A 13751-nucleotide genomic window follows, 5' to 3' on the forward strand; every position below is an offset into this window, starting at 1 on the left:
ACTATACAGACTCACTAATTGGCCGATCAGCTATTCACGTATATGATTCTATACCCTATATACGTACCATTATTCAAAAGGAGGACGCTCGGTGAAAACAATTATTTTAGTAGGAGCAGGACATAGTCACTTACATATCTTGCGCGAATGGAAACGAGAACCTCTTCCGAATTGTCGTTTAGTTCTGATCTCTCCTTCGCCGTTTCAGTACTATTCCGGAATGATTTCTGGATTTGCTGAGGGGCTTTATGCACTTGAAGAAACGCGAGTTCCACTTATTCCTTACAGTCGAATCACCGGTACGGAGTTTATACAAGATACCATCGTACGTGTGGATGCTGAACAAAAAGTTCTCTTCGGTTCTAAAGGGATCAGTTATTCCTATGACCTCGTTTCTTTTGATATTGGCACGTTTATTCAGATTCCTGAACAATTTAAGCAGCTATCGAGTCCTCTGAAGCCGAGTTATCATATGGTCGAGGCAGTCCCTGCTTTCCGAGAAACTGAGGCGCCGGTTGTCATTGGCGGAGGAGCCGCTGCTGTCGAGATGGCATTCTCCATTCAATCATGGCGCACGGCAAATGGGTATCCTACGCCTGTTGCGCTCATTAGTAGTTCCACTCTATTAGAAGGCACTAGCCAGTCGGATCACATTCGAAACGAGTTTCGCCACATGGGTTTGGTGTGGTTCGAAGGGGACGAAGTAGAGGAAGTACATAGTTCGTATGTAAGAACTCGCAATGGGCGATCAATTCCTTGTACGTCTATGTTGTGGTTAACGGGACCTCAAAGTTTCACTCTTTTTAAAGATAGCGGGCTTGCCGAGACTGATGGTTTTTTGAACGTCAACGAAAGTTTACAATCGACAGACAATGCATCGATTTTTGCAGCGGGAGACTGTTTGCACTTTACCACTTCGGAAGGTGGACTCGCTAAAAATGACGTACATGCAGTGAAACAAGGACCCGTTCTTTGGTATAATTTGCAATCGATGATTGTTGGAAGACCCCTAAAAGCTTATCAACCATCTAAGCAACAACTTACCATTTTGTCACTTGGCAATCGGCGTGGACTCGCCCTCTACGGAAAATTTCACTGGACAGGACGCGCTGCCTGGTTGCTGAAAAATAAAATGGATCGAGATTTTATGAATAGGTACCGGTGATTTTTTGTGGGTGGCACGGTACGCGGCAGGCACGGTACGCGACACGGTACAACCCTCGGTACGACCCTGGGTTCCCGAGTAGGACGCCGAGTAGGTACGCGGCACGGTACGACCCTGGGTTCCCGAGTAGGACGCCGAGTAGGTACGCGACACTGTACGACCCTCGGTACGACCCTCGGTACGACCCTGGGTTCCCGAGTAGGACGCCGAGTAGGAGCACGACACGGTACGACCCTGGGTTCCCGAGTAGGACGCCGAGTAGGTACGCGACACGGTACGACCCTCGGTACGACCCTGGGTTCCCGAGTAGGTACGCGACACGGTACGACCCTGGGTCCCCCGAGTATAACAAAAAACCAAGCAGCCATTATTCTGCTTGGTTTTCCTTTGTTTCTTCAGTTAGTGGTTGGACGTTTTCTAGAGACTGTGATTCAGCCTCTGGCTTCACTTCCTCTTGAGGCACTTCTTGGATTTGAATCGGACCAAGTTTCTTCAGTAAGAAATATGCGCAACCAAAATTACAATATTCAAGAATGTAATCATGAATTGTGCTGATTCGTGTATCAAATGTTGACTTGGAGTTCTTGTCTTCGTAGAAACCGCGAAGACGTAACTGCCCATATCCCCAGTCGCCAAAGATATAATCATATTTTTGTAAGACATCGCTATAGCGTGTTTCTAAAGCTTCTTGATTAAACCCCTCACGAAACTCCTCAATCACTTCATATTGATAGCCTTCTAAATGAATACGTGTCACTGTCGTCACCTTATTCCTGTCCTACTAACTGCATTTCTCCAGCAGCTTGGCGTTGTTTTGCGGCTGCATTTACTTGTTCATCGGCATGGTAACTGCTCCGAACAAGAGGGCCTGCTTCACAATGCGAGAAGCCTTTTTCCATAGCGATTTTACGAAGCTTGCCGAATTCATGCGGCGTGTAGTATTTCTGTACAGGCAAATGTTTCTTAGTTGGTTGCAAATATTGACCGATTGTCATAATGTCTACGTTGTTCGCTCGCAGATCATCCATAACTTCAATAATCTCTTCCCACGTCTCTCCAAGACCTAACATGAGAGAAGACTTTGTTGGAATTTCCGGTTGCATCTCTTTGGCACGACGTAAAAGTTCAAGCGAACGATCATATGTCGCACGTGCTCGAACTCTTGGCGTCAAGCGGCGAACGGTTTCAATATTATGATTTAAAATATCAGGTTTCGCGTCCATCAAAGTACGCAAATTTTCTTCTACCCCACCCATATCCGATGGCAATACTTCAATCGTTGTAAATGGATTTTTTCGACGAATGGCACGAACGGTCTCCGCGAATACTTGAGAACCACCGTCTTTTAAATCGTCACGAGCGACAGCCGTGACAACTGCATGCTTTAAGTTCATGATGACGACACTGTCCGCTACGCGTTCTGGTTCTGCAAGGTCTAGTTCGTTAGGTAATCCCGTTTTCACGGCACAAAAGCGGCAAGCGCGTGTACAGATGGCCCCAAGAATCATAAAAGTCGCTGTACGACGTGTCCCCCAACATTCATGGATGTTTGGACACCGTGCCTCTTCACAAACTGTGTTCAAATTGTTTTCACGCATTAACTTTTTCAAGCCTGTATATTGGTCATTCGTATTGAGCTTGATTTTAAGCCATTCGGGTTTTCGTTCCCTTTCAACAGGTGGTTTACAAGATGTCATTGCTGTCGCCTCCACTCTTCTGTTTCTTCTGTTGACAATGTATCATACTTTACGACTTGCTACAACATCGTGTAAAGACAAAACACCAGTCACAAGGACTGGTGTTTTGCCGTTAGACAGTTTGAGCTTGTGCTTTTTCTTTCATAGTCCAGAATACAAACAAGATAACAAGAAGCACAACAACTGTCCCTAGTCCAATCCATGCAGAACCTGTGAAACCAAGGACAAGGTATCCTATGGCCGCAATAACAGCACTAATGAGTGCATAAGGGAGCTGAGTTGTTACGTGATCATACAAATTAGACCCTGCTCCTGTTGCGGACATAATGGTTGTATCCGAAATAGGTGAACAGTGATCACCAAATACCGCTCCAGCTAGTACGGCAGATAATACTGGAAGCAATAACTCAGGATTTACAGCCATAGCTACATCTGCTCCAATCGGTATCAAGATACCAAATGAGCCCCAAGAAGTTCCCGTTGAGAAAGCCATGATGGCTGTCAGAATAAAGAGCAGTGCCGGCAAGATCCATTCCGGAATATTGTTGTTGCTCACAATCTGAGCAAGGTATTCTCCTGTTTTCAACTCAGATATCAGATACGTAAGAGCCCAAGCGAAAATCAGAATCAATACAGCAGGCATCATCGAACGGATTCCTGAGATGAATGCAGTTGAAATGTATCCAGCATCCGCTTCTGGGTTTTTACCAAACTGGAGAAGATAAAGAAGGAGAGCAACAGCCACTCCTGCTAATCCTCCGATTAATAGAGATTTTGGTACATCTGTATTTTCAAAAATCGTAAATAGGTTCCATGATTCTCCCGCTTGTTGACCAGTAATGAGCATCGCACCGACTGTAGCGACGATAAGGGTCACAATTGGGAACACAAGGTCTCTTACTTTTCCGTGGTTATGCACAGGGAACTCTTCTTTAATTTCCCCTGCTACGTCTTTCTCTGGGTCATACAACTGGCCCGTTTCTAAGGCACGGCGTTCATGTTCTTTCATTGCGAATAAATCGAAGTCCGTTGTAGCAACGAAGAATACCATTGCAATTGCTGCCACCACATAATAGTTCATTGGCGCCATCAAAACAAATGCTTCAAGTGGCGTATAAGCCACGATGGCGTAGGTAGTGAAAATCCCACCGAGTAAACTGATTAAATAGGCTCCCCAACTTGAGATCGGAGAAACCACACAAACCGGTGCAGAGGTCGAATCGATAAAATAAGCCAGTTTTGCACGCGAAATTTTGTGTGTATCGGTAATTGGGCGTGCAATTTGACCGACAGCTAATGCATTAAAATAATCATCGATAAAGATAAGTATGCCGATAAATGCAGTAAGCAATTTGGCTCCGCGCCGAGATTTGACGCGTTTCAAAGCCCACTCAGCGAAAGCACGACTCCCGCCTGAAAGAGTAACAAGAGCCGTAATGACTCCAAGACTCAGGATGAAGAGTATGATAAAGACGTTGTAAGCATTAAATCCTTCATCCCAGAAAGATAATTGAAACGCGGTCCATAAAGATGTGGCGGATTCAACGGGTGAAAAATTGTGAAGAATGAGAGCAGCGGATATAATACCGACTCCTAGTGATAGTAGTACTCGTCGTGTGATAAGTACCATTGCGATTGCCAGAATAGGTGGCAAAAGTGAAAAAATTGTGCTTTCCATGGGTGGTTCTCCTCCTTTTAGGCGTAGTTACAGGTCAAAAAAGTGAAACAAAAAACCAGCCTAAATAAACGATTAGGCTGGCATACACGGGAAGTTCCCTTAATTGTCTCGACTGACTGTAGCTCTCCATTTGCTCGATGCAAATGACAGTGTTATTTTTATTCAAAATAACCCCAATAGATGATGTGTGACGACATCTCTCCATTTCGGCAAAGCTTCCTTTTTAACACGATCTCAGCTGTCAAACTCCCGTATCATACTCTTAAGCTCTGCGGCCTCTACCTAGATAATATTTAGTTCTTCAATAGCTTATCAAGATTTTATACTTCTGACAACCCCCTATTTTTCACTTGGCTGTAGCGGAACTTCGATAGATGGAGCTCCATCCGGCCCTCTGTTGTAAATTTGTGGAACTTGCCCTTGAATGAGACCCATGGCCACCGGAATTTTTTGTTCCACAGTCGTCACTTTACTCGCAAGTGGAACAATGACCTGTACATTGACCTGAAGTAATATACTGACTTCCACATACGCATTATTGATACCGAACTCGCGGATCGAGGAATCGACTGTGGACTGGACACTCCCGATGACATGAAACCGAATAGGAATCTTCGGGCCCAGATTCCCGATGATAGGCAAATTCGCAGCTTGAGCAAGTGGCACAAAGAATACAACCCCACCCTCTTCTTCCATCGCCTGGGTGTCGTATTCTATATCTTTTAGATAAGGAAGACTGCTTAAGTCTCCTGCTTCCGCTTGTTCGAGATGAGACTGGACTAGACGATTGGTGTCAGATAAGACACGGTTGATAATTTCCGTGTTAAACCTCGTTGTAACCATGCTCTGCTGATCCCCTGGCACATGTTCAATGATTTCATTGACATCTAAGACATTGGCTATTCGTGCGTTGATGGCTTTACTGATGACCATTGATGCAATTTTATTTGTCTGCACTTCTGCATACCGCAAATACGTCGGTGTTAATTGGGTGTTCAAATACATCAAAAAAACGAGAATCCCCCCGATCACCCCCACAAGAAAAAGCGTCAGCCGCGGCATAGCGAACCAACGCTTGAGAGGTTTTCTCATCATTCGCATCACCTGATAGAGTATATGCGATACGCCTCTTACCTATTCTTTTTCTAACCTACCGGAAGCATAAGCAATGAATACATCTCGAATGGTTTCCGGCATGAAATATGTTTTCGGAAGTTCTTTAAATCTTGGAAAGAAGTAGCCAAATGTAAACATATCCACCGTGACGAGTTGATAGGTCCTTGTGAGTTCTAGAGGTTTATCTGCCACATAGTACCCCTCTTGCCTTTTTTCGAATCGGCGGAACAACAGGCGGCCAAGTTGTTTGCCACGGAAACCAAGCCCCTTGACTTCAAGTGTCGGCCATTTCTCATTTTGAGCAATCCTATAAGCTTCGATTAAGTTCGCTCCCGTGCAAGTAATCAGGCACGGATTTATCGGATGAGGAAGCAAGTCATGCATCATCTTGGCAGACACTTCTCCCGGAAATAAGTTTGTTAACAGAAGACCTGCCGGATACAGTGCACAATCGGCTCCTGTGTACGTGATCAGTGCATCGCCAAGTCGTTGGTTTAATGATGAGTCCATGGACAAATTCGGCTCAAGTAGTTCTTCGTTCATAAAGACAGGGATTTGTAAGAGTTCCTCGCCTTCTGCAGTAAGGCTTTCAAGTATTTCTATAGTCGACTCTGATTCCGTTACTTTGTTTGTAATGGAAATCAGTTGCGTGGTGATTTCTGAAGACGTGTGTGTAAAATCAATCGTGGCAATGCCTAAAAATTGCCCCCATTTTCCACCTGCAGATAGAGAAGTAGTATGCAACTTAAAATTGTTCGGATACGAATGATGGGTATGTGCCCCGAGGATTAACTGGATTTCTGGAAACCTTTCGGCAAGCTCTTCTTCATAACTTCGCCCGACATGAGCTAGGCATACGATGAGATCAACATTTCCATTGAACTCTTGTAGCATTTCTTCAGCCGCTTCGATAGGATTCGAGACATGCCATCCTAGTTGTTGATAATACTCGTCATAAGCTGCTGTAAGGCCAAAAAGGCCAATCCGTTTACCGCACGAAGTGGTATAAATGTGATAGGGCTGAACCCATTCTGGGCGATTGCCATCACTCGTAAAAAAATTGGATAACACGACTTGAAAAGTCGCATCATCGTATAAATGATCGAGTTGTTCATGAGAGAGTGTGATTCCTTCATTATTACCTATTGTGACATAATTGTACCCTACTTCATTCAGTAGGCGCACATTGCCTTTTCCAGCAGTAGCTTCTGTAAAGATATGTGATCGGTCTAAATGATCACCTAAATCGATCAGTAGGACTTCGTCATCCTTCGTTAGAGAGGCTTGAAAGGACTGAATCTCCGCGACAATTGTTGGCCAATTTTCAAAGTGACTGTGTAAGTCATTGGTATGTATGATATGCAGTGTACTCATCGATGACCTCCTACATAATACCTTCATAAATCGAACGAATGCCGAAGAGCAATAAGACGATTTGCAGAGCAACGACAAGGTGCTCTGAATTCAATCGTTGGTTTAAGTATGCTCCCACTTTTGCTCCGATATAAGCTGCTGGGATAACCGGAATGGTATAGAGCCACGGTACGTTTCCAAGTGAAATATGCGTCACGGAATTGACAAGTGCGGATAAAAAGATCATGAACATAGACGTACCCACTGCCAAATGTGGTGGGAACAAGAACAGTAGTATCATGGCAGGGACAAGCATCGCACCACCACTAATTCCAAAAAGTCCTGAGCTGAATCCGATTATGAAGGTAAGAAGCAGGGCAAACCAGATCGGGTAGCCATACACATACGTACCACGAGCAACTGTTAATGTCGTCTGTTTTCCATGATCAACAAACCAGCGGACCGGCTTCAAACACTTCCGAAGAAGAAGTAATATGGAGATAAATACCATCATTACACCAAAGTAAAGTTGGAAGGAGGGAAGGTCGAGCCCTTTGTTAACGAAAGCACCTATAACCGTTCCTGGAGCACTTCCGGCAAAAAAGATAAATCCACTTTTAAAGTCGACCGTATTCTTTTTCATATAGGCTAGAGTCGATGACAATCCCGTAAAAATCATCATGAGGACAGAAAGACCAACGACTGTCTGTGGAGTGATTCCTTCAAGCCACCCTATAGCGCCTAGATAGACGATTGCAGGAACCAAGATGATTCCGCCCCCTAAACCAACCAAAGCACCAACGATTCCACTAAAGAGACCCGCAGCGACTAATAATACCCATTCCATTACTCATTTCCTCCAAACAAATCTAGTTGTTTTGGTGCCAACCCAACAAATTCGACATCGAGTAGCTGTTGCAGTTTTTTTGCATTTTTTGCTGCATGTCCGCCGGAATTGTTATTAAACAGCACAAACGTCTGCTCTGCTTGTTTGCCTGCTTCTTCGACGGCTTTTCCAAGTTCATTTAATTCTTGTGAATTATAATCATAGAGATAGCGAATTTCACGCCAATTTTTTCGATTTACAGGTGTTTGCCACGCAGCAACATTTCGCCCATGAAAACGGAAAAGTGCTTTTGGTGCAGTCACTTCATTTATAAAAGGGATACTTCCTTCCCCGGATTGGGGTTCGTCGCAGATACTATGGATAAAGTGATGCTCACGCAAAAAATCAAATGTCTTATCTCTATACCGGTCTTCATACCAAGATTGATGACGAAATTCAATGGCGACATCGAATTCTTCTAATTGGTCGCGCAATTGTCGGAGGGTATCTACATTTTCCTTTGTACAGTCAAACCAGGGCGGATACTGCGCGAGAACGGCTCCTAGTTTTCCAGCCTCTTTATATGGACGAACCGCTACTCGGTATGCTTCAAATGCATCATCCAGTGAGTCAAACGGACTGTCCCCTCGCAAATGGCCGGTCAATTGTTGATAGGTTTTAATGATGAATTGAAAATCAGACGGTGTTTCCGTTATCCATTTATCATTGTTTCGTTTCGGTTGCACCGCATAAAACATGGCATCGAGTTCCACGACCGGAAAATGGGCGCTATAATCTTGCAGCTTTTGTTTGGAATTGCTTTGATAAAGATCGGGATGGTCTCCCCACCCTGTGAGTCCAATCTGAATCATACACTCACCTCTTCTTCTTAGTGTACCATTTTCATTCCCTATCTAGCTGCAAATGACACGTGGTTTACAAAATGGACAAGGGGGTATTTTAACGCTATAGAAAGTGCACATCTCGTAACTCATGCTAAGTGCTCTTATGTTGTAGGAGTACTTGGCGGGAGGTGACAAGATGGAAAGATTCTACGGAATCGAGGCACTTCTTGCTTATCTGAACCAGCAAGGAAATCATGATTTTTCAGAAGCAGAAATCTTATCTTTAATTGAAAAACGAGTGATTCCACATTATGTTTCCTTCGGTAAACGTTATTCGTTTCAAAAGGAATATATTGATAGCTGGCTCAGTACGTATCAAAAATAAGAAAATCCGGCCAAAAACCCTGGCCGGACCTTTTTGAACTATTTCACATCTGATATTGTAACATTTACAACCTCATCCGTATAATCTCCACCATTCCCTTTATTTTCATGGAATATCAGATCGGCTGTTTGAAATAATTCTTTAACATAAGGAGACTTCTTTCGATTTGGATTTTGTTGTGGTGACTCACTTCTATCAGAAGTTGTCCTTATTTTTGTACACAAAAAACGCGTCCCACAGAAAATTCTGCGGGACGCGCTTTTCTTCAGTTAGGGGCTAGGTTTAGTCCCCGCCTCTTTCAAACTTTATCCGATAGAACCTTCCATCTCGAATTTAATCAGACGATTCATTTCTACGGCATATTCCATTGGAAGCTCTTTTGTGAATGGTTCAATGAATCCCATAACAATCATTTCTGTCGCTTCTTCTTGACTTAATCCACGGCTCATAAGATAGAACAATTGCTCTTCAGAGACTTTTGAAACTTTCGCTTCGTGCTCAAGAGAGATATTGTCATTCATGATTTCGTTGTAAGGGATTGTATCAGACGTTGATTCATTATCCATAATCAATGTGTCACATTCGATGTTTGAACGTGCACCATGTGCATTACGACCGAATCGGACAATTCCGCGATACGTTACTTTTCCGCCTTGCTTCGAAATAGATTTCGAAACAATCGTCGAAGACGTGTTTGGCGCTAAGTGAAGCATTTTCGCACCCGCGTCTTGATGTTGCCCTCTACCTGCTAGAGCGATGGATAAGGTCATTCCACGAGCGCCTTCCCCTTTAAGAATACATGCAGGGTATTTCATTGTAAGTTTAGACCCAATGTTTCCATCGATCCATTCCATCGTACCGTTCGCTTCCACAACTGTACGTTTAGTAACTAGGTTATATACGTTATTTGCCCAGTTTTGAATCGTTGTGTAACGGCAGTATGCGTCCTTTTTAACAATGATTTCTACCACTGCAGAGTGTAGAGAATTTGTTGTGTAAACAGGCGCTGTACATCCTTCTACATAATGAACAGATGCGCCTTCATCAACGATGATGAGCGTACGCTCGAACTGCCCCATATTTTCCGAATTGATGCGGAAATAGGCTTGTAGAGGTGTGTCAACTTTAATTCCTTTCGGAACATATATGAAGGATCCACCCGACCATACAGCTGAGTTCAGTGCAGAGAATTTGTTATCAGATGCTGGGATAACTGTGCCCCAGTACTCTTTAAAAATGTCTTCGTTCTCACGAAGAGCTGAATCTGTATCTTTAAAGACGATGCCAAGATCCTCAAGTTCTTGTTTCATATTGTGGTAGACCACTTCTGATTCGTACTGAGCAGAGACACCTGCTAGATACTTTTGTTCTGCTTCTGGAATACCAAGTTTGTCAAACGTACGCTTGATTTCTTCTGGTACTTCATCCCACGAACGTTCTGTCTGTTCGGAAGGTTTTACATAATACGTAATCTCGTCGAAATTCAATTCTCCGAGCTCCCCACCCCATTGTGGCATTGGCTTCGAATAGAAAATATCCAATGCTTTTAGACGGTAGTCGAGCATCCACTGAGGCTCTGCTTTCATACGAGAGATTTCTTCAACAATTTCACGTGTCAAACCGCGTTTAGAACGGAAAATCGATACGTCTTTGTCATGGAAGCCATATTTATAATCGCCGATTTCAGGCATTTTTTTAGCCATTGTTTATTCCTCCGTTCCTTGATTTTGCTGGTGAACTCCCTTTTCCATCGCTTTCCACGAAAGCGTCGCACATTTAATGCGTGCTGGAAATTTGGAAACACCACTTAAAGCTTCAATATCTTCTAAGTCGATGGAATCATCATAGTCTTTCCCTGTCATCATGTCAGAAAAAATTTCGGAAAGTTTCATTGCTTCTTCCACCGTTTTTCCTTTAACAGCTTGCGTCATCATAGATGCAGAAGACATGGAGATGGAGCAGCCTTCCCCGTCGAATTTCGCATCATGAATAATGCCATCCTCTACTTGAAGGGTCAAATGAATTCGGTCCCCGCATGTGGGATTGTTCATGTCGACAGTAACTGCTTCTTCTCCAAGAGACCCTTTGTTACGTGGATTCTTATAATGATCCATAATCACTTGGCGATAGAGTTGATCTAAATTTGAATTAATAGACATCGTTGAAATACTCCTTTGCTTTCTGCAGGCCTTCTACGAGACGATCAACATCATCCTTCGTATTGTACAAGTAGAAACTTGCACGTGCCGTTGCGGAAACGTTGAGCCATTTCATTAAAGGCTGTGCACAATGATGCCCTGCACGAACTGCAATTCCTTGCATATCTAATACAGTCGCAACATCGTGTGGATGGACATCATCTAAATTGAACGTGACAATACCAGCACGTTTCGAAGGATCTTTCGGACCATAGATCGTCATTCCTTCGATTTCAGACATCTTTTCCATTGCATAGGCTGCCAGTTCATGTTCATGCTGCTCGATTTTATCAAGTCCGATAGACTCTAAGAAATCAATGGCGGCTGCAAGTCCAACAGCACCGGCAATGATAGGAGTGCCCCCTTCAAATTTCCAAGGAAGCTCTTTCCACGTAGAGTCATGGAGACCAACAAAATCAATCATTTCTCCACCAAATTCAACTGGCTCCATCTTCTCAAGATGGTGCTCTTTTCCATACATGACACCAATTCCTGTAGGACCACACATTTTATGTCCTGAGAATGCGTAGAAATCACAATCGAGCTGCTGCACATCTACTTTCATATGAGGAGCAGCCTGCGCTCCGTCTACAACCATGACGGCACCATTTTCATGAGCGATTTGCGTGATTTCTTGAATAGGGTTCATGACACCGAGAACGTTCGAAACGTGCATTACGGAGACAATTTTTGTCTTGTCCGTCACCACTTTTCGTACATTTTCAAGAGAAATCGTTCCATCCTCTTCAAGTTCAATGTATTTAAGTGTAGCGTTCTTACGCTTAGCAAGTTGCTGCCACGGAATAATATTTGAATGGTGTTCCATATAGGTGATGACAATTTCATCCCCTTCAGAAACATTCGCATCGCCATAACTTGCAGCAATCGTATTAATAGCTGTTGTCGTCCCACGTACAAAGACAATTTCCTTTGTCGAGTTCGCATTAATAAAGCCACGAACTTTTTCACGTGCGCCTTCATAGCTTTCCGTTGCACGATTTCCAAGTGTATGAACTCCACGGTGTACATTCGAGTTATCGAATTCGTAATACGCTTTTAAAGCATCAATGACCGACTGCGGTTTCTGCGAAGTGGCTCCACTATCTAAGTAGACAAGGGGATGACCATTCACTTCTTGATTTAAAATGGGAAAACTGCTTCGAATATCTGTATTCATTAGCGCACTTTCCTTTCAATGACCTCCGTCAGCTGCTTCTTCACACCTTCAACCGGAAGTGCACGTACTACAGGCGCTAAAAATCCATGAATGATTAAGCGCTCTGCTTCTTTCTTTGAAATCCCGCGACTCATCAAGTAGTACATTTGCATAGGGTCTACGCGACCAACAGAAGCTGCGTGACCTGCTGTAACATCGTCTTCATCAATTAAGAGAATTGGGTTTGCATCTCCACGAGCTTTTTCAGATAGCATCAAGACGCGTGATTCTTGTTCAGCGTTTGATTTCGAAGCACCGTGTTCGATTTTTCCAATTCCGTTGAAAATAGAAGAAGCGGAATCTTTCATGACACCGTGTTTCAGAATTTGACCTTCTGAATGCTTACCCCAGTGAATGACTTTCGTCGTAAAGTTTTGCTTCTGGTCGCCTCGACCGACAACCACTGTTTTCACATGTCCTTCTGAGTTGTCACCAACCAAGTGAGTCACATTTTCAAAAATCGTGTTGCTGTCATTCATCATGCCTAATGCCCACTCTATCACTGCATCACGGTCCGCAATTCCACGACGGTTCACATACGCTGTGTAACCTTTTGCAAGAACATCTACTGCACCATAGGTAATTTTAGCGTTGTCTTTCGCTAGAACTTCAGAAATAATGTTCGCTTGACCTGTCGCCGTTTCAAATGTTGATAAGTAGTTTTCGACATATGTCAATTTTGTATTCGCTTCAGCTACTACAAGTGTGTGATTGAAAAGAGATACATCTTCTTGATCTTGTACATAGATAACTTGAACAACTTCATTCACTTCTACACCTTGGGGAACATAGATAAATGCGCCACCGTTAACAAGTGCTGCATGGTACGCTGTTAATTTATGCTCATCGACTTTTACAGCATCTGTCATGAAATACTTCTTCACAAGGTCTGCATGCTCACGAATCGCTGTGTGAAGATCCGTTACAATGACACCTTTTTCTTGAAGTTCCGGAGAAATCGAAGAAAATGCAGGTGTATTGTTACGCTGAATATAAAGTGTTTTTTGATTATCTGAATCAATTAATGACTGAATTTCTGCAGGAAGTGCATCAAGCGATGCATATGCTTCACTTTCGATAGTATGGAGTGGAAAGCTTAAGAAATCCCAGCTTGTGATATTTGTTTTATCCGGTTCAGGCATTGGCAGTTCCGCTGCTTTCGCAAGAGCGTCTAAGCGGAAATCTGTCATCCATCCCGGTTCTTGCATTTTTTCAGAGTAAGTACGGATATCTTGCTCTGTTACCGCTAAAATCGTTTCAACCGTCATGCTG

At 43.5% G+C, this 13751-nt stretch carries 14 protein-coding genes and 1 riboswitch; of the genes, 2 read left to right on the forward strand and 12 right to left on the reverse strand.

What is annotated here, in order from left to right; genetic code table 11:
• Nucleotides 1-91 precede the first annotated feature (91 nt).
• On the forward strand, nucleotides 92-1165 hold the full coding sequence (locus ACFO0S_RS08530; RefSeq protein ID WP_378141430.1) for an FAD-dependent oxidoreductase: 1074 nt from the start codon (nucleotides 92-94) through the stop codon (nucleotides 1163-1165).
• Here ACFO0S_RS08530 and ACFO0S_RS08535 read toward each other — a convergent pair.
• The 8 genes from ACFO0S_RS08535 to ACFO0S_RS08570 all read right to left on the reverse strand — a co-directional run bounded on the left by ACFO0S_RS08535 (nucleotide 1146) and on the right by ACFO0S_RS08570 (nucleotide 8707).
• Nucleotides 1146-1517, reverse strand: a complete 372-nt coding sequence (locus tag ACFO0S_RS08535; RefSeq protein WP_378141431.1) for a hypothetical protein — start codon at nucleotides 1515-1517, stop codon at nucleotides 1146-1148. The two genes, ACFO0S_RS08530 and ACFO0S_RS08535, sit on opposite strands and share 20 nt — an antisense overlap.
• A 15-nt stretch (nucleotides 1518-1532) precedes the next feature.
• Complete coding sequence (locus ACFO0S_RS08540) at nucleotides 1533-1913, reverse strand: YutD family protein (RefSeq protein ID WP_378141719.1); 381 nt, start codon at nucleotides 1911-1913, stop codon at nucleotides 1533-1535.
• A gap of 19 nt (nucleotides 1914-1932) precedes the next feature.
• Nucleotides 1933-2862 (reverse strand): lipoyl synthase, encoded by a 930-nt coding sequence (lipA, locus tag ACFO0S_RS08545; RefSeq protein ID WP_378141432.1) that lies wholly within the window; start codon nucleotides 2860-2862, stop codon nucleotides 1933-1935.
• A 112-nt stretch (nucleotides 2863-2974) separates the two neighbouring features.
• The gene (locus tag ACFO0S_RS08550) at nucleotides 2975-4540 is read right to left on the reverse strand and encodes a Na+/H+ antiporter NhaC family protein (protein ID WP_378141433.1); all 1566 of its coding nucleotides are present in this window, start codon (nucleotides 4538-4540) and stop codon (nucleotides 2975-2977) included.
• Between the two features lie 111 nt (nucleotides 4541-4651).
• A riboswitch (Lysine riboswitch) is annotated at nucleotides 4652-4829 on the reverse strand.
• A 50-nt stretch (nucleotides 4830-4879) separates the two neighbouring features.
• Nucleotides 4880-5632, reverse strand: a complete 753-nt coding sequence (yunB, locus tag ACFO0S_RS08555) for a sporulation protein YunB (RefSeq protein ID WP_378141434.1) — start codon at nucleotides 5630-5632, stop codon at nucleotides 4880-4882.
• 42 nt (nucleotides 5633-5674) lie between these two features.
• Nucleotides 5675-7030, reverse strand: a complete 1356-nt coding sequence (locus tag ACFO0S_RS08560; protein ID WP_378141436.1) for a bifunctional metallophosphatase/5'-nucleotidase — start codon at nucleotides 7028-7030, stop codon at nucleotides 5675-5677.
• Nucleotides 7031-7040: 10 nt separating this feature from the next.
• Nucleotides 7041-7856, reverse strand: a complete 816-nt coding sequence (locus ACFO0S_RS08565) for a sulfite exporter TauE/SafE family protein (protein WP_378141437.1) — start codon at nucleotides 7854-7856, stop codon at nucleotides 7041-7043.
• The gene (locus ACFO0S_RS08570; RefSeq protein WP_378141438.1) at nucleotides 7856-8707 is read right to left on the reverse strand and encodes a DUF72 domain-containing protein; all 852 of its coding nucleotides are present in this window, start codon (nucleotides 8705-8707) and stop codon (nucleotides 7856-7858) included. Before ACFO0S_RS08570 ends, ACFO0S_RS08565 begins: the two co-directional genes overlap by 1 nt.
• A gap of 169 nt (nucleotides 8708-8876) precedes the next feature.
• Between ACFO0S_RS08570 and ACFO0S_RS08575 the strand changes: the two genes are divergently transcribed.
• Nucleotides 8877-9065, forward strand: coding sequence for a hypothetical protein (locus ACFO0S_RS08575; protein WP_378141439.1), 189 nt, complete (start codon nucleotides 8877-8879; stop codon nucleotides 9063-9065).
• A gap of 305 nt (nucleotides 9066-9370) precedes the next feature.
• On the opposite strand, the gene sufB is transcribed toward ACFO0S_RS08575, so the two are convergent.
• The 4 genes from sufB to sufD are packed head-to-tail and all read right to left on the reverse strand — an operon-like array spanning nucleotide 9371 to nucleotide 13747.
• Nucleotides 9371-10768: a Fe-S cluster assembly protein SufB gene (gene sufB, locus ACFO0S_RS08580; protein ID WP_378141440.1), complete on the reverse strand. Its 1398-nt coding sequence runs from the start codon at nucleotides 10766-10768 to the stop codon at nucleotides 9371-9373.
• A gap of 3 nt (nucleotides 10769-10771) precedes the next feature.
• Nucleotides 10772-11224, reverse strand: a complete 453-nt coding sequence (gene sufU, locus ACFO0S_RS08585; protein WP_378141442.1) for a Fe-S cluster assembly sulfur transfer protein SufU — start codon at nucleotides 11222-11224, stop codon at nucleotides 10772-10774.
• Nucleotides 11214-12440: a cysteine desulfurase gene (locus tag ACFO0S_RS08590; protein WP_378141444.1), complete on the reverse strand. Its 1227-nt coding sequence runs from the start codon at nucleotides 12438-12440 to the stop codon at nucleotides 11214-11216. The genes sufU and ACFO0S_RS08590 overlap by 11 nt, the downstream gene beginning before the upstream one ends.
• On the reverse strand, nucleotides 12440-13747 hold the full coding sequence (sufD, locus tag ACFO0S_RS08595) for a Fe-S cluster assembly protein SufD (protein WP_378141446.1): 1308 nt from the start codon (nucleotides 13745-13747) through the stop codon (nucleotides 12440-12442). Before sufD ends, ACFO0S_RS08590 begins: the two co-directional genes overlap by 1 nt.
• Nucleotides 13748-13751 lie beyond the last annotated feature (4 nt).

Origin of the sequence: Chryseomicrobium palamuruense (genome assembly GCF_042649045.1) — a bacterium.
Lineage (GTDB): Bacteria > Bacillota > Bacilli > Bacillales_A > Planococcaceae > Chryseomicrobium > Chryseomicrobium palamuruense.

Excerpts from the sequence above, each read along its gene's own strand:
- lipA (WP_378141432.1), bottom strand. The coding sequence starts at position 2,862 with ATGACATCTTGTAAACCACCTGTTGAAAGGGAACGAAAACCCGAATGG.
- ACFO0S_RS08550 (WP_378141433.1), bottom strand. The coding sequence starts at position 4,540 with ATGGAAAGCACAATTTTTTCACTTTTGCCACCTATTCTGGCAATCGCA.
- yunB (WP_378141434.1), bottom strand. The coding sequence starts at position 5,632 with ATGAGAAAACCTCTCAAGCGTTGGTTCGCTATGCCGCGGCTGACGCTT.
- ACFO0S_RS08560 (WP_378141436.1), bottom strand. The coding sequence starts at position 7,030 with ATGAGTACACTGCATATCATACATACCAATGACTTACACAGTCACTTT.
- ACFO0S_RS08565 (WP_378141437.1), bottom strand. The coding sequence starts at position 7,856 with ATGGAATGGGTATTATTAGTCGCTGCGGGTCTCTTTAGTGGAATCGTT.
- ACFO0S_RS08570 (WP_378141438.1), bottom strand. The coding sequence starts at position 8,707 with ATGATTCAGATTGGACTCACAGGGTGGGGAGACCATCCCGATCTTTAT.
- ACFO0S_RS08575 (WP_378141439.1), top strand. The coding sequence starts at position 8,877 with ATGGAAAGATTCTACGGAATCGAGGCACTTCTTGCTTATCTGAACCAG.
- sufB (WP_378141440.1), bottom strand. The coding sequence starts at position 10,768 with ATGGCTAAAAAAATGCCTGAAATCGGCGATTATAAATATGGCTTCCAT.
- sufU (WP_378141442.1), bottom strand. The coding sequence starts at position 11,224 with ATGTCTATTAATTCAAATTTAGATCAACTCTATCGCCAAGTGATTATG.
- ACFO0S_RS08590 (WP_378141444.1), bottom strand. The coding sequence starts at position 12,440 with ATGAATACAGATATTCGAAGCAGTTTTCCCATTTTAAATCAAGAAGTG.
- sufD (WP_378141446.1), bottom strand. The coding sequence starts at position 13,747 with ATGACGGTTGAAACGATTTTAGCGGTAACAGAGCAAGATATCCGTACT.